This is a genomic window from Bradyrhizobium centrolobii (assembly GCF_001641635.1).
Classification (GTDB): Bacteria; Pseudomonadota; Alphaproteobacteria; order Rhizobiales; family Xanthobacteraceae; genus Bradyrhizobium; species Bradyrhizobium centrolobii.
This window is the reverse complement of record NZ_LUUB01000074.1, coordinates 25724-39906: the sequence shown is the minus strand read 5'-3', so window position 1 is coordinate 39906 and position 14183 is coordinate 25724. Positions and strand designations below refer to the sequence as shown.

The following is a 14183-nucleotide window of genomic DNA, read 5'->3' as shown; positions in this document are numbered from 1 at the left end:
TGCACAGTAGGAGGGGGTGCGAAAACAACAACTTACGCATTATCCGAAATTCGATTGACCCGTCGGGCAAAACAGGTGCACGATGTCATCATCGCGGACTGGGAGCTGCGGGCCGAAGCTCCTTCCACCTCTCCGCTGTCATTCCCCGCGAAGGCGGGGAGTCCAGTATTCCAGAGGCGTCAAATGTTCCACGCAACTGCCGCGGCGTGCTGGATCGCCCGCCCCAGTGCGCAATTGCGCACAAGGCGGGCGATGACACCGAAACTGTGGCTAGCGCGTGCTTTGATCCAAAGCGCAGAACTCTCTGCGAACTAATGCAACCATCTCACCGGCAGATTGAGCAGCCCGCGAAAGGCCCAGCCGCCGATCCGCACCGGCTCGTCATCGGCGATCTCCAGATGCTTTGCGCGGGCGAACACCGTCGGCAGCGCGACGTCGGCGATCATGGCGCGCGAGGCCCAGGCGCCGGCGCAGAAATGCGGGCCGGCGCCGAAGGCGACGCTCTTGCTCACATCGCGCCGCACGTCGAACTGGTCGGCACGCTCAAAATGCTTCTCGTCGCGGTTGGCGGAGCCGAACATCAGGAACACGCGCTCATCAAGCTCGAACGAGACGTCGCGGATCGACCACGGCTTTGCGATGCGCCGCGGCGACATGCCGATCGGCGAGATCCAGCGGGCATATTCCTCAAACGCCTGGAGCCAGGACACCTCGCCTTTGCGCACGAGATCAAGCTGCCCGGGATGGGTGAGCAACGCCCACACCGTGCCGGCAATCGCCTTGCGCGGCTCGTTCTGGCCGCCGGAGATCGCGAGCTTGACGTTTGCACGCACGCTCTCCATCGGCATGCCGGCGGCGAGGAGGACGCCGAGCAGGCTCTGGTCGGGATTCTTGCGCATCACCGGCAGCATGTCGTCGATGGCGGCATCGATGCCGGCGGTCGCCGCATGGCAGCGCGCCTCGACAGCGGGGTCGCCGGTGTAGTTGGCGATGCCCTCGATCATTCCTTGCGACCAGGCATCCATCTCGGCAAAGCCGATATTGGTGAGGCCGGTGATCGACTTCAGACATTCGCCTGAAAACGGCAGCGCGAAGTCGCGCATGAAATCGATCCGCGCGCCCGGTTCAATCGCGTCGATGAGGCGGTCGGCGTGGGCCTGGAACTGCGCGGTCCAGTGCGCCTTCACCGTCTTCGGCGAGACCGCGGGAAAGAACGCGCGCCGCTCGACCTGGTGCGCCTCGCCGTCCTTGCGCATCATGTTGTGGCCCATCAGCCGGTTCATCAGCCCCTGCGGCTGGTGCGAGGAGAACACGTCGATCTGCTTCTCGGAAATCGAGATGTCGTCGCGGCTCGCCAGCAATGTCGAGCCGAGCTGCGGCACGAAGGCGATCGGCGCTTCCTTGCGCATTTTCGCGAGCATCGGATAAGGATCGGCCCAGAACGAGGCCGGGTCGATGTCGATGCGCGGCGCGTTGCTCAAGGCGGCCTCTCCTGGATTTTCGTTTCCTCCAAGCCAGACTAGCGAAATCCGGTGTCGGCGTCTGTCCCTAGCGATAGGGACGGGCGGCATTCGAGTTACCGGACCTCGGCGATCTTCGGTCCAGATGACAGCATCTGCGCGTTAGTCGCCAAGGGCCGGTTCGACGGCGATGCCGGGTCCGGCGATCGGAAAGCGGCGTCGAGCGGCGCTCCCTGGGATGGTCGACGGGCAGCGGTTGCCGGAAGCACGATCACTTTCGCTCCGACTTTCACCCGCTCATAAAGGTCCACGACGTCCTCATTGGTCAGCCGGATACAGCCGGACGAAACCCGCTTCCCGATCGTATCGGGGTTGTTGGTGCCGTGAATTCGATATTCGGTGTCGCCCAGATACATCGCCCGGGCGCCGAGCGGGTTGCCGGGACCGCCTGCCATGAACCGCGGCAGATAAGGCTGACGCGAGACCATCTCCGCAGGCGGATGCCAATCCGGCCATTCTGCTTTACGGGCCACGGTCTGCTCACCGGACCATGTGAAGCCTTCGCGCCCGACACCGATGCCATAGCGCATCGCTTGCCTGTCATTCAGAACGAAATAAAGGAATGTGTTTCCGGTATCGATGATCACGGTGCCTGGCGTCTGATGGCTGGCGTAGTCAACGACCTGCCGAACAAGTGCTCCGGGACCGTCAGCGGCTTTTGGTGGTTCGACCAGAGGCGCCGGGGCCGGAATCGGAGCCGGAGCTGGCACCGGAGCCGGCGCTGATGCACGAACTGGAGTTGACACGTAAACCGGAGTTGACGACGCCTGGGCTTGTTGCGCGGACGGTTTTCGTATCGGTTGCACGCTCGTCGGGCGAGACAGCAAACTGTACCCCACGACGGCTACGGCCACGGCACCAATTGCAACTCTCGCGGCCATTGGTAGGGCGAGCGTCTCCGCCTTTCCACGTTTGGCGCGCTTACTCATGTCTTTCCCCAGGTCACCATGCCTGGAAGAGGTACCCAGCAAAATTTAAGAAACTTCGAAGCGATTTCGCTCAGACCGGAACCGTTAGCCGTGGTTAACGCCGACCCCTTGTTCGGCGAGATCAATGACGTGCTTCTCGTCGCGGAACGAGTCGGGGTCTGAATCGCCCGGCGGAGCGGACACGTTCAGCTCTTTCGTTAACGGCGGCTTCGGGTCAAAAGCTGACCCCGCCAGCTTGCTGGACCGAGTCGGTTCAACACTGCAGAGCGGACATAGAGGCTCCACCAGCGAATGTCGGCTATGGGCCAAAACCGGACGTACGGCCATGGCACCGGACTAGCCAGAAGCTATTGACGGCTCCGATAGCTCCAGGCGTTGATATCAGATCGAGGTGACATATTCCCGCGTGACGCCGGAAATCTAGGAGAGAGGCACCTGAGATTGACCAATCTCTCGCCGCGGCCTTGGGCGTTGCAATCAGCCTCACGTCGCGCGCGACGGAAGCGCCGAAATGAAGGTCCTGCGTGCCAGGGCGGGAGAGAGGCCGTGAGCGATTCGGCCTCAACTTGCAGGGTTACTAGCCAGCGGCCGAGGTGAGCAAACGCAGAGTACTATTATCCGCCGACCAGAATGACACGCCTCGAGATATGTGCCTCATTTGACGGCGAAGATGTCGTATGTGAGGTGCCCGTCCTTTCCGGGCTGGTACTCAACCATCTTTCCAATGGCCTGAACGTCGTTAAGCCAGGAATATTTCTCCGATTTGGTTTGAAACGTGGGAGCACTAATAAGATAACATTCGTCGGCTCTTAGTACCTCTCGCTTGCGGAACCGATCCGCGGCCTCCTTATCGCAGTACATTCTTCCATTGTAGGTCACGAAGATTATCTCGTGCTCGTCCGTTTCGATAGTTACGCGAGCATCTAGGCGGAGGCGCATGCCGTCTCCAGGCACGATCCTAACCCAGTCGGCGGATGGCGCAAGAACCGTTCCCCTGACCTTTCCTCTTACCCATCCTCCTGCTGGATCGGGGGAGATCGCGAGACTGGCGTCGACGCCTAAAGGTGCGTCTTTCAGTAGGTACAGTGTCATCAGATACTCGGTGCTGACAGATGTCGATTGAGCCATTACTGGCGTTCCGGAGAAAAGGGCCGCAGTTGCCAGAGTGGCCAACCGTGATGACAGTGCATAGGGGCTCATCGTGTCCTCCTGTTCTCTTTCTAGCACTGCGAAGTCGCTTCACTATCCCGCCCCAAGTGTGCGTGCGTGTTCGTTGCTTCGGGCTGGAGCCAATCACTGGGTCGGCGCTTTCACTTTTTCCCAGACCACAACGGTGCGGCCTTCTCGACCGTCGTACGTGCTCTTGTTGGGCGCCGTTGTAATCGTCAGAGTGTTCCCATCCAGCTTGTAAAAGCGAACTTGGTCGGTTCCAGTCCAGGCTTCATTCCATGAGATGTCCACATGATGAATCACCTGCGCGCCCTCCAGCGTGTACGTGCCGGCGTATGCGAACATGGTCTGGTGCAGCTTGATCCGTTCTTCATCCGCCGGATTCACGTTGTGTGGTTTCAAGCGATTGTCCCATGTGCCAATTGCATACATGCGACCGTCCGCGGAGTAGCTGAGATAGCCATTCGGATGTTCACCGAACTGATTGATCTTCTCGCCGGTTGCCGCCACTTCGCGGACTAACGACTTCAGTTTCCATGTGCCCAGAAGCGGGTTCTCGCCGGCCAGCGCAATGATTGGCGATAAGAACAACGCTATTCCCGTGAATGCAGCGAATCTTTTCATGGTGTAGCTCCCTGACTGTCTTGTACTGAAGAGCGGTTGATGTCTCTGCAGCGTGTCCTCCTATCCCCGGCGCGCCCGCCATGCTGCTACTTGAAGGCGCGCGTGCGGTCAGCTTTGCGTTTCCAGACGACGAGATACTTTGCCCTGTTCTTGACATCGTCCGGCTTGGCATGCGGCGCGAAATGCACAAGGCCGTAGTCGGAGGCCAAGTCGCCTCCGCTCGAGATCAGTCGCGAGCTAGCGTACAGATGGCGGCGACTCGCCCACCGCCCCCCTCTGAGCCGCGAAGGTCCAGTTGTGGCGGTCAACAGAAATTGCAGCGCAGCGTACGCTTGGCCGCAGCGGCCGATTCAAGCGGCTTGTTTACTCGATAACCATCTGACGCCCGGAGGTCATCTAGTTAGTGCGTTCCCGAGCCAATGCGTTCCCAAAGGAGCGTTGCGACCATCTGTTTGCCGAGGAACGGGCTCACGAACGGAGAAGTCTTGTAGGTGAGGCGATCGCCTTTGATTTCGACGGCAGCGGGCGGTCGCTCCTGGCCGTCCCAGGTCCGATTCCACGAGACCTCGACCTTATGGATTACCTTGCCATCCTCCAACCGATAGCTGCCGGCGTAAGCAACCATGCCGCGATAGAGCTGTGCGGCCTCGGCATCGGTCGCCTTCGGGGAGGCCGGCGGCTGGCGCCGCGGGTCGGTGAAGATGATCGACATGCGGCCGTCCGCGGTATAGGTGAGGATGCCGCTCGGGTTGTCGCCAAAATTCTTGTGCTGCGCCTTGGTCTCTGTCTCCTCCTCGACCCAAGACACGAGGCGCCATGATCCCACGATGTCTTTGGCAGACTGCGCAACGGCAGAGCCGGGGAAGGCAGCTCCGAGGCACAGCGTTACAATGGCGGGCAAAGCGAGTGTAGTGCGACGGTCCATTGTGGCCTCCCTTGAGTGTAAGTGAGATGAGCACTTGCGTCCAAAAGGCAACACGGCTTTGTATGCCGACACGCCCGCAAAGACGAGGACGAAGCGCGCGCGCCTCACCCGATGGGCCTATCACTTGATCTCCCACGCCGTGTTATGCGGGATATCCATCGCGGTGAAGCCGCCTGCGCCAGCTAGAGCCGGCATATTTATGCATGCAAATGGCTCGGTGCCGGCTATTCCTTTGTACTTACCGGTACCGCCCGTAATGATGTGCGTGCCGCACTTCATTTCAGGCTGGGATTTATCGACATCGCGAGTATCAAACGTCGAGAAGATTTTGTCACCGTCGCTGTCAGCCAGTACGCAAGCGCCGTCGATGTAGTTCTTATCGCCTGATGCAACGCTCAGCGCTGCGCAATGTGCCGACATTTTGTCGAGCATCTTTTCTCCTTTCATGTTTTGCGTCGTCCCGACTGCTTCCAGGTCGGTGGCAGTTCCAAGGCCGGGGATGTCAATGCTCATGATCGGACGAAAAATGAAGTGTGTCACGTAAGGTGTTGTCCCCTTCTTTTCTATTGTCTGTGCTTCCGCAGCTGCAGGAACAAGGACCGCGAGGACTGCGCAAAGAAGGGTAGCTTCCATGGCTAGGCTTGTTTTGACGCGGATCATTGGCATCTCCTAACGAGCGGCGGTCTTCAAGCCGCGACGGCCCCTATTTGCACAGGCGACCGCATGCTCGACACCTGCACGGCCCGAGGCAGTTCCTATCGCCAGGAACAAGCGCGGCTAATTTTCTAAACGAGGTGACTTCGGCCCTGGCAATGCTCCGTACCACCGTGCCGGACGCATGGGCAGCTGGCTTGAGGCAAGAAGCATACCCATTAAGAACCCGTGAAAAACATTCCCCCTCCGGGGTAGTCCGGAATTCCTCCCAAGCAGATGACAGCGACGTGCTCGAGCGTATCCTCGGCGCCGGCCCGGACAAGTGTCACCGTTTAATCCATCTCACGTCAGCTTGGGGTCAAAAGGCGACGATCCTGACGGCGGGCTGCGTGTCCGCTTCGCACTCGGAAGCAGATATCTCGCGGACTTAGAGTCTCCCTTAGTTCAGACCGTGAGGCCCCGCGAGCAAGCGCAGCACGATTCCGAACAATTCGTTCTGCGAGGAGATGCCAAGCCGTTCATAGGCGCGCTTGCGGTAGGTCAGGGTCGAATGCAGGCTGATGCCGAGCGCTTGGGAGATCGCCTCGGAGCTGAAGCCGAGGAGGATGCGGCGGCAGACCTCCTGCTCCCGCGGCGTGAGCGCGGCGAGCGGCGCGCGCGTCGCAAACAGTGCGGCAAGAGTCTGGTCCGGCGTTGCTGTCGCGGCCTGCTGGAAATGGCGCGCCACGCTCGCCCCAATCGCCGGCGCGATGGATTGGAGCCGCGCGAGCTGCACCGCACTAAAGCGGCCCTGGGCGGCGATGCGATAGAAATTGACGTAGAAGCAGGTGTCGTCGACCCAGATCGCGGTCGCAAACTTGTCGACGATACCGGAGTCGTTGAAGAAGATCTTGCGATATCGCGCGCCGTACATGCGGGGCGCAAAGGCCGGCAGCATGATCGGCGCGCTGCCCTCTCTTTCGAACAGCGCATCGCGATTGGGATCGGATTCGTGGAACTGGCCGGCATAGGCCGCGCCGAGATCGCCGCCGGTCGGGATGTTGCCGGCATCGAGCAGGCAACGCGCCGCGCCCGCGCGCGTCAGGGCGAACACCATGCAATGGCCGACGCCGGCCTGCCGGCGCAGCGTGTCGATGAGGATGTTTGGAAAGTCGGGGCGGCCGATGGCGAGCACCGCGGGCGTGACGTCGCCAGCCGCTGGATCTGGGGCCATCCCGTGGGGCCGCATTGTTTCCTCCGTCAAACGTTCTTTTGGCGGACGATATCAGTTAGGGGATTTCGCTGGAAGCCGGCCGGGCTCGCGTCAGCCGCCTCTAGGTCCCGGCTCTGCGCAGCATCGCTCCGCGCTGCAGCGCGTCCGGAACACGTGCCTCACCGGTGGGCTCGTGCCCCGGACGCAGCGCAGCGCCACTTCGGCGGTGCGCTGCTGAGCCGGGGCCTATGCCAGATACGGAACGCTATCCCGCCGCGACCTTCGCCGGCGTGACGTTGATGGCGAGCTTGCCGTAGCAATCCGTAAAAGCCTCGGTGTCGATCTCCTCGAGCTTGATCGCGCCGCTCATCACGCCCTGCTTCCAGGCGGCCTGCTCCGGATCGTTCTGGAACTCCGGCATCACCTCGCGGGCGAACAGCTCGAGCGATTCGCAGATGTGCTCGTGGCTGTTCTTGCCGGCCTGGTTGAGCAGGATCACCTGGTCGATATGCGAGGTCTGGAAACGCTTGAGCTTCCTGCGGATCGTCTTGGGCGAGCCGATCAGGCCGCCGCGCAGCGCCGCCTCCTGCGCCTCCGGATTGTCGCGCTTCCATCTGTTGTACTCGTCCCACATGTTGACGGTGCCGGGCGCGGGACGCTGGCGGTTCTGCGAGGCGCCGTAGAAGCGCAGCGCGAACTGGAAGAAGGTGGCGCCGTCGGCGCGCGCGCGTGCCTCCCCGTCGGTCTTGGCGCACATGAAGAACGACACCAGCGCCATGTTCGGGTTGATCTCGTAGTCGGCGAGTTTGTGCAGCCGTTTGGTCATGGCGTTATAATAGGCGTGCACCCAGGCATGGGCGGCATCGGCGCTGACGAACTGGAAGCCGAGCGCGCCAAAACCGTGGCGGCCGGCACGCTCGATGGTCGGCAGTTGCGAGCAGGCCATCCACAGCGGCGGATGCGGCTTCTGCACCGGCTTCGGCACGACGTTGCGCAAGGGGATGTCGAAATACTTGCCGTGATGCTCGCTGCCGCCGTCTTTGAACATCGGGAAGATCGCGCGCACGGCTTCCTCGAACACCTCCTTCTTGGTCTCCATGTCGCGGCCGAACGGCTCGAGCTCGGTGATGGAGGCGCTCTCGCCCATGCCGAATTCGCAGCGGCCGTTGGAGAGCAGATCGAGCACCGCGACGCGCTCGGCAACGCGCGCGGGATGATTGGTGGTGAGCTGGAGGATACCGTGACCGAGCCTGATCCTCTGCGTGCGCTGGCTGGCGGCGGCGAGAAAGGACTCCGGCGAGGGCGAGTGCGAATATTCCTCGAGGAAGTGATGCTCGACGACCCAGGCATGGTCGTAGCCGAGGCCATCTGCGAGTTCCATCTGGGAGAGGGCATTCTGGTAGAGCCTGAGCTCGTCGCCGGCCACCCAGGGCCGCGGCAGTTGCAGCTCATAGAAGATGCCGAACTTCATCACGCCTCTCCCGCATTGTTCTTGTTGCGCTCATCTTAATGGGCGAGGCGGCGCTGTCTACGGAATCGCAATTCCGCCGCACGGGAGAACGATCCCTCGCGATACCACGCAAGGCGCCCTGACGTCAGCGCTGGTGCTGCACGGTGCCTGCAAGTCGATGGATTGATCCAGATCAACGCGGCAGCGGCCCTGTTGCATCTAAATTGCAGCAAGGCAACGGCCCGGACGCCGTCCCAATTCCGAAAATTTCAGAGAGACCGAATATGTCGGCCCCTGACGACACGACGTCGCGCGTGCGCCGTAAGCGCATGGAGGTTTTTGCCTTCCTGTTCCTGACCGCGGTCGTGATGCCCGTCCTCGCGGTCGGAACGGTCGGCTCTTATGGGCTCGCCGTCTGGATCTACCAGATGTTCGCAGGGCCTCCCGGCCCCCCGCCCCGCATTGATCCCCGTAAAGCGAAAGACAGGCATCATGGCTCAAGCCAAACTCAACCGCCGCGCATTGATCACCGGCCGGGTGCTCAGCGCCGACCGCATCGTGGCGCCGCCGGGCGGCGAGATCGCCAGCATTCTGGTGCAGGCACGCCCCGACCGCCTCGCCGAGCTCGAGGCCACCATCACCGCGCTGCCCGGCTGCGAGATCCACGGCCGCGATGCGCGCGGCAAGCTGGTCGTCGTGACCGAAGCGCCCGACACCGGCAGCCTCGGCACCCTGCTCAACACCATTCAATCGCTGCCGCACGTTTATTCCGCGGCGCTCGTCTTTCACGCCATCGAAACTGCCTGAGGCCGGAGAGCCACCATGACGTCACCCAAGCTCGACCGCCGCCAGATGCTGAAACTGGAAGCCGCCGCGATCGCGGCCGCTGCCGCTGGCATGCCGGCACCGGCGCTCGCCGCCAACCTCATCTCCGAGCGCGATGCATCCGAACTGAAATGGGACAAGGCCGCCTGCCGCTTCTGCGGCACCGGCTGCTCGGTGATGGTCGCGACCAAGGACAACCGCGTCGTCGCCACCCACGGCGACATCAAGGCCGAGGTCAATCGCGGCCTCAACTGCGTCAAGGGCTATTTCCTCTCCAAGATCATGTATGGCCATGATCGCCTGACGCAGCCGATGCTGCGCAAGACGAACGGCAAATACGACAAGAACGGCGAGTTCACGCCCATCACGTGGGACGAAGCCTTCGACAACATGGCGGAGAAGTGGAAGGACGCGCTGAAGAAGCGTGGGCCGAGCGGCGTCGGCATGTTCGGCTCCGGACAGTGGACGATCTGGGAAGGCTATGCGGCCTCAAAGCTGTTCAAGGCCGGCTTCCGCACCAACAACATCGACCCCAATGCGCGCCACTGCATGGCCTCGGCCGTTGCCGGCATGATGCGCACTTTCGGCATCGACGAGCCTGCCGGCTGCTATGACGATATCGAGGCCACCGATGCCTTCGTGCTGTGGGGCTCCAACATGGCGGAGATGCATCCCATCCTCTGGACGCGCGTGGCCGACCGCCGGCTGTCCGCGCCACATGTCCGCGTCGCCGTGCTCTCGACCTTCGAGCACCGCTCGTTCGACCTTGCGGACATCGGCATCGTGTTCGTGCCGCAGACCGATCTCTACATCCTCAACGCGATCGCCAACCACATCATCAAGACCGGCCGGGTCAACAAGGACTTCGTCGCCGGGCATACCGTGTTCAGGCGCGGGCAGACCGACATCGGCTATGGCCTCCGGCCCGAACATCCACTTCAGAAGAAGGCGACCGGCGCGGCGAAGGCCAATGACTCCACCGACATGAGCTATGACGAGTTCGCAAAGTTCGTGTCGGACTACACGCTGGAGAAAGCGGCAAAATTGTCCGGCGTGCCGCTCAACCGGCTGGAGGCGCTCGCCGAGCTCTATGCCGATCCCAAGACCAAGGTGGTCTCGTTCTGGACCATGGGGTTCAACCAGCACACCCGCGGTGTCTGGTGCAACAACCTCGTCTACAACATCCATCTTCTGACCGGGAAAATCTCATCGGCCGGCAACAGCCCGTTCTCGCTGACCGGCCAGCCCTCGGCCTGCGGCACCGCGCGCGAGGTCGGCACCTTCTCGCACCGCCTGCCGGCCGACATGGTCGTCACCAACAAGGAGCATCGCGACAAGACCGAGCACATCTGGCTGTTGCCCGAGGGTACCATTCCCGATAAGCCCGGCTATCACGCCGTGCTGCAGAGCCGGATGCTGCGCGACGGCTTGCTGAACGCCTATTGGGTGCAGGTCAACAACAACCTGCAGGCGGGTCCCAACGTCAATGAGGAGACTTATCCCGGCTTCCGCAACCCCGACAACTTCATCGTGGTCTCGGATGCCTATCCGACCGTGACGGCGCTGGCCGCCGACCTGATCCTGCCGACGGCGATGTGGGTCGAGAAGGAAGGCGCCTATGGCAATGCCGAGCGGCGCACGCAGTTCTGGCACCAGCTCGTGACCGCGCCGGGCGAATCCAAATCCGATCTGTGGCAGCTCCTGGAATTCTCCAAGCGCTTCAAGATCGAGGAAGTCTGGCCGGAGGAGCTGCTCGCCAAGAAGCCGGAATATCGCGGCAAGACGCTGTTCGACGTGCTCTACAAGAACGGCCAGGTCGACAAGTTTCCGACCTCGGAGATCGAGGAAGGCTACGCCAACGACGAGTCCAAGGCGTTCGGGTTCTACGTGCAGAAGGGGCTGTTCGAGGAATACGCCTCGTTCGGCCGCGGCCATGGCCACGACCTCGCGCCGTTCGAGAGCTATCACCGCGAGCGTGGCCTGCGCTGGCCGGTGGTGAACGGCCAGGAGACGAAGTGGCGCTTCCGCGAGGGCAGCGACCCCTATGTCAAGCAGGGCACCGACGTGCAGTTCTACGGCTACCCGGACGGCAAGGCGCGCATCTTCGCGCTTCCTTTCGAGCCCGCGGCCGAATCGCCCGACAACGAGTATCCGTACTGGCTCTCGACCGGCCGCGTGCTGGAGCACTGGCACTCTGGCACCATGACGCGCCGCGTGCCCGAGCTCTACAAGGCGTTTCCGGAGGCTGTCTGCTTCATGCATCCCGACGACGCACAGGACGCAAAACTCAGGCGCGGCGACGAGGTGAAGGTGGTCTCCCGCCGCGGCTATATCCGCGCCCGCGTCGAGACGCGCGGCCGCGACCGGCCGCCGCGCGGGCTCGTGTTCGTGCCGTGGTTCGACGAGTCCAAGCTGATCAACAAGGTGACGCTGGACGCGACCGACCCGATCTCGCTGCAAACCGACTTCAAGAAATGCGCCGTGCGCATCGAGCGGGTGTGACCATGCTGAAGCGAAGTGGAATTATCCTGCTGGCGCTCGCGATTGCCGCGGCCACGGGCTCGCTGACCGCACAGACGGTGACCTCCGGCCTCCGCGGCCCGGCGCCGCTCAACGATGAAGGCCCGGCTCCGCCGATGCTTCCGAACCGCAACACCTCCGAAAAGGAGGCACGCAACTATCCGGAGCAGCCGCCGGTGATCCCGCATTCGATCGACGGCTACCAGATCGACCTCAACAGCAACAAATGCCTGTCCTGCCATGCACGCTCGCGCACGGCGGAATCGCAGGCACCGATGGTCTCGATCACGCACTTCATGGATCGTGACGGCCAGTTCCTGGCCTCGATCTCGCCGCGGCGCTTTTTCTGCACGGAGTGCCATGTGCCGCAGAACTCCGCCACTCCGCCCGTCAGCAACGACTTCGTCGATATCGACACGCTGCTGTCGCGCGCAAGCCCCGGTGGCCGCCGATGACGACGGCCGCCGATGAACCCAATGCAAAGCCGGAGGCAAAGCGCGGCTTCCTTGCGCGGTGCCGGGATTTTGCGCTCGAACTCTGGCAGGTGCTGATCCGGCCGAGCTCGGTGTTCGCGCTCGGCGTGCTCGTGCTCGCGGGCATCGCGGCGGGCGTGATGTTCTGGGGCGCCTTCAACACCGCGCTGGAACTGACCAACACCGAGAAGTTCTGCACCGGCTGCCACGAGATGAAGGACAACGTCTACGCCGAGCTGAAGTCGACCATCCACTTCACCAACCGCTCCGGCGTGCGCGCGACCTGCCCGGACTGCCACGTCCCGCACAACTGGACCGACAAGATCGCGCGCAAGATGCAGGCCTCCAAGGAGGTCTGGGGCAAGATCTTCGGCACGATCAACACCCGCGAGAAGTTTTTGGATCACCGGCTCGAGCTCGCGGCGCATGAATGGGCGCGCTTCAAGGCCAACGATTCCCTGGAATGCCGCAACTGCCATAGCGCCGATTCCATGGATATCACCAAGCAGTCGCCGCGGGCCTCGGTCGCTCACCAGCGCTTCCTGTTCACGGGCGAGAAGACCTGCATCGACTGCCATAAGGGCATCGCCCACCATCTGCCCGACATGCGCGGTGTTCCCGGCTGGCAGTAGGGGCGCCGGCACGGGCATTTGCGCCGCTTGAACCGGCGGGGCGAATGGTTAGTTTTGGGGGGTGGCGAATCGCTTCGATTTCGCCCTCCCTCAAGACAAAAATGCCGAGTTTCACCCCGCATCAGGATGCCGCCCTCAAGGCCGTTGGCGACTGGCTCAAGGCCAAGCCCGGCCGCAACGGCACGCCGCCGATCTTCCGCCTGTTCGGCTTTGCCGGCACCGGCAAGACCACGCTGGCGCGGCACATCGCCGACGGCGTCGACGGCGAGGTGAAGTTCGCCGCCTTCACCGGCAAGGCCGCGCTGGTCATGCGCAACAAGGGTTGCGACAACGCTTCCACCATCCATTCGCTGATCTACCGCGCCCGCGAATCCGGCGAGGAGCAGCCGAGTTTTGAGCTCTGGGACGATGCGCCCGCGTCCAAGGCCAAGCTGATCGTGATCGACGAATGTTCGATGGTCGACGCCGAGTTGGGCCGCGACCTGATGTCGTTCGACTGCCCGCTGCTGGTGTTAGGGGATCCCGCGCAGCTGCCGCCGATCCAGGGCGGCGGCTTCTTCACCAATTCCGAGCCCGACGCGATGCTGACCGAGGTGCACCGCCAGGCACAGGACGATCCGATCGTGCGGATGTCGATGGACATCCGCGAAGGCCGCGAGCTCGATATCGGCCGCTATGGCGAGAGCGAGGTGGTGTCGCGCAAGGAGCTTGATCCCGACCGTGTCATGAGCGCCGACCAGATCCTGGTCGGCCGCAACAACACCCGCCGCGCCTACAACATGCGGGTGCGGCAGCGGCAGAACATCGAGGACCAGTTCCCGGTCGCCGGCGACAAGCTGGTGTGCCTGCGCAACAACCGCAAGAAGGGCCTGTTCAACGGCGGCCTGTGGCGCGTGAAGTCGCGCAACACTTCGCGCTCCAAGTCGCGCATCCTCAGCATGCGGCTCTCGCCGGACGAGGATTTTGGGCACAAGGTGACGAAGGTCTCGGTGCGCGCCGACTGCTTCGAGGGCGGCATCGAGCAGATCGCCTGGGAGCAGCGCAAGCCCTATGACGAGTTCGACTACGGCTACGTGCTGACCGTGCACAAGTCGCAGGGCTCGCAATGGGATGACGTCGTGCTGTTCGACGAGAGCTTTGCGTTCCAGGACAGCAGGGCAAGGTGGCTGTACACGGGGATTACGCGGGCGGCGAAACGGCTGAGCGTGGTGGTGTGACGCTGCCGTAGGGTGGGCAAAGGCGCGAAGCGCCGTGCCCACCGTTCATCCA

Annotated in this window: 14 protein-coding genes and 1 pseudogene; 6 read left to right on the top strand and 9 right to left on the bottom strand. The window is 62.7% G+C overall.

Features of this window, described 5'->3' with window-relative positions; all coding sequences use genetic code 11:
- Positions 1-311: 311 nt before the first annotated feature.
- The 9 genes from AYJ54_RS23975 to AYJ54_RS23940 all read right to left on the bottom strand — a co-directional run bounded on the left by AYJ54_RS23975 (position 312) and on the right by AYJ54_RS23940 (position 8485).
- Positions 312-1481: a cytochrome P450 gene (locus AYJ54_RS23975; protein ID WP_063702707.1), complete on the bottom strand. Its 1170-nt coding sequence runs from the start codon at positions 1479-1481 to the stop codon at positions 312-314.
- Between the two features lie 95 nt (positions 1482-1576).
- Positions 1577-2449, bottom strand: coding sequence for a L,D-transpeptidase (locus tag AYJ54_RS23970; protein ID WP_063702705.1), 873 nt, complete (start codon positions 2447-2449; stop codon positions 1577-1579).
- A 654-nt stretch (positions 2450-3103) separates the two neighbouring features.
- Positions 3104-3649 carry a DUF3237 domain-containing protein gene (locus tag AYJ54_RS23965; RefSeq protein ID WP_136623890.1) on the bottom strand — a complete coding sequence of 182 codons (546 nt, stop codon included), beginning with the start codon at positions 3647-3649 and terminating at the stop codon, positions 3104-3106.
- Between the two features lie 93 nt (positions 3650-3742).
- Positions 3743-4243, bottom strand: coding sequence for a lipocalin-like domain-containing protein (locus tag AYJ54_RS23960; RefSeq protein ID WP_063702701.1), 501 nt, complete (start codon positions 4241-4243; stop codon positions 3743-3745).
- Between the two features lie 86 nt (positions 4244-4329).
- On the bottom strand, positions 4330-4452 hold the full coding sequence (locus AYJ54_RS53520; protein WP_283808705.1) for a hypothetical protein: 123 nt from the start codon (positions 4450-4452) through the stop codon (positions 4330-4332).
- Positions 4453-4643: 191 nt separating this feature from the next.
- A complete protein-coding gene (locus AYJ54_RS23955) occupies positions 4644-5168 on the bottom strand; it encodes a lipocalin-like domain-containing protein (RefSeq protein WP_082905833.1) in 525 nt (174 codons plus the stop codon).
- Between the two features lie 120 nt (positions 5169-5288).
- Complete coding sequence (locus tag AYJ54_RS23950) at positions 5289-5828, bottom strand: hypothetical protein (RefSeq protein ID WP_245329114.1); 540 nt, start codon at positions 5826-5828, stop codon at positions 5289-5291.
- Positions 5829-6261: 433 nt separating this feature from the next.
- Complete coding sequence (locus AYJ54_RS23945; protein WP_063702695.1) at positions 6262-7050, bottom strand: helix-turn-helix transcriptional regulator; 789 nt, start codon at positions 7048-7050, stop codon at positions 6262-6264.
- Between the two features lie 229 nt (positions 7051-7279).
- The gene (locus AYJ54_RS23940; RefSeq protein WP_063702693.1) at positions 7280-8485 is read right to left on the bottom strand and encodes an LLM class flavin-dependent oxidoreductase; all 1206 of its coding nucleotides are present in this window, start codon (positions 8483-8485) and stop codon (positions 7280-7282) included.
- A 263-nt stretch (positions 8486-8748) separates the two neighbouring features.
- On the opposite strand from AYJ54_RS23940, the pseudogene napE reads away from it, so the two are divergent.
- The 6 genes and pseudogenes from napE to AYJ54_RS23915 form a co-directional block, all read left to right on the top strand.
- A pseudogene (gene napE / locus AYJ54_RS47735) lies at positions 8749-8919 on the top strand (periplasmic nitrate reductase, NapE protein); the annotation flags it as partial.
- Positions 8920-8956: 37 nt separating this feature from the next.
- A complete protein-coding gene (locus AYJ54_RS23935; protein WP_063702691.1) occupies positions 8957-9271 on the top strand; it encodes a chaperone NapD in 315 nt (104 codons plus the stop codon).
- 15 nt (positions 9272-9286) lie between these two features.
- A complete protein-coding gene (napA, locus tag AYJ54_RS23930) occupies positions 9287-11791 on the top strand; it encodes a nitrate reductase catalytic subunit NapA (protein WP_063702689.1) in 2505 nt (834 codons plus the stop codon).
- 2 nt (positions 11792-11793) lie between these two features.
- Positions 11794-12264: a nitrate reductase cytochrome c-type subunit gene (locus tag AYJ54_RS23925; protein WP_063702687.1), complete on the top strand. Its 471-nt coding sequence runs from the start codon at positions 11794-11796 to the stop codon at positions 12262-12264.
- A complete protein-coding gene (locus AYJ54_RS23920; RefSeq protein ID WP_063702685.1) occupies positions 12261-12914 on the top strand; it encodes a NapC/NirT family cytochrome c in 654 nt (217 codons plus the stop codon). Before AYJ54_RS23925 ends, AYJ54_RS23920 begins: the two co-directional genes overlap by 4 nt.
- 101 nt (positions 12915-13015) lie before the next feature.
- Entirely contained in the window at positions 13016-14131 is a 1116-nt protein-coding gene (locus AYJ54_RS23915) for an ATP-dependent DNA helicase (protein ID WP_063702683.1), read from the top strand.
- Positions 14132-14183 lie beyond the last annotated feature (52 nt).

Bases quoted from the DNA above. Each gene is read 5' to 3' on its own strand.
- AYJ54_RS23970 (WP_063702705.1), bottom strand. From the start codon at position 2,449: ATGAGTAAGCGCGCCAAACGTGGAAAGGCGGAGACGCTCGCCCTACCA.
- AYJ54_RS23965 (WP_136623890.1), bottom strand. From the start codon at position 3,649: ATGAGCCCCTATGCACTGTCATCACGGTTGGCCACTCTGGCAACTGCG.
- AYJ54_RS23960 (WP_063702701.1), bottom strand. From the start codon at position 4,243: ATGAAAAGATTCGCTGCATTCACGGGAATAGCGTTGTTCTTATCGCCA.
- AYJ54_RS23955 (WP_082905833.1), bottom strand. From the start codon at position 5,168: ATGGACCGTCGCACTACACTCGCTTTGCCCGCCATTGTAACGCTGTGC.
- AYJ54_RS23950 (WP_245329114.1), bottom strand. From the start codon at position 5,828: ATGATCCGCGTCAAAACAAGCCTAGCCATGGAAGCTACCCTTCTTTGC.
- AYJ54_RS23945 (WP_063702695.1), bottom strand. From the start codon at position 7,050: ATGCGGCCCCACGGGATGGCCCCAGATCCAGCGGCTGGCGACGTCACG.
- AYJ54_RS23940 (WP_063702693.1), bottom strand. From the start codon at position 8,485: ATGAAGTTCGGCATCTTCTATGAGCTGCAACTGCCGCGGCCCTGGGTG.
- AYJ54_RS23935 (WP_063702691.1), top strand. From the start codon at position 8,957: ATGGCTCAAGCCAAACTCAACCGCCGCGCATTGATCACCGGCCGGGTG.
- napA (WP_063702689.1), top strand. From the start codon at position 9,287: ATGACGTCACCCAAGCTCGACCGCCGCCAGATGCTGAAACTGGAAGCC.
- AYJ54_RS23925 (WP_063702687.1), top strand. From the start codon at position 11,794: ATGCTGAAGCGAAGTGGAATTATCCTGCTGGCGCTCGCGATTGCCGCG.
- AYJ54_RS23920 (WP_063702685.1), top strand. From the start codon at position 12,261: ATGACGACGGCCGCCGATGAACCCAATGCAAAGCCGGAGGCAAAGCGC.
- AYJ54_RS23915 (WP_063702683.1), top strand. From the start codon at position 13,016: ATGCCGAGTTTCACCCCGCATCAGGATGCCGCCCTCAAGGCCGTTGGC.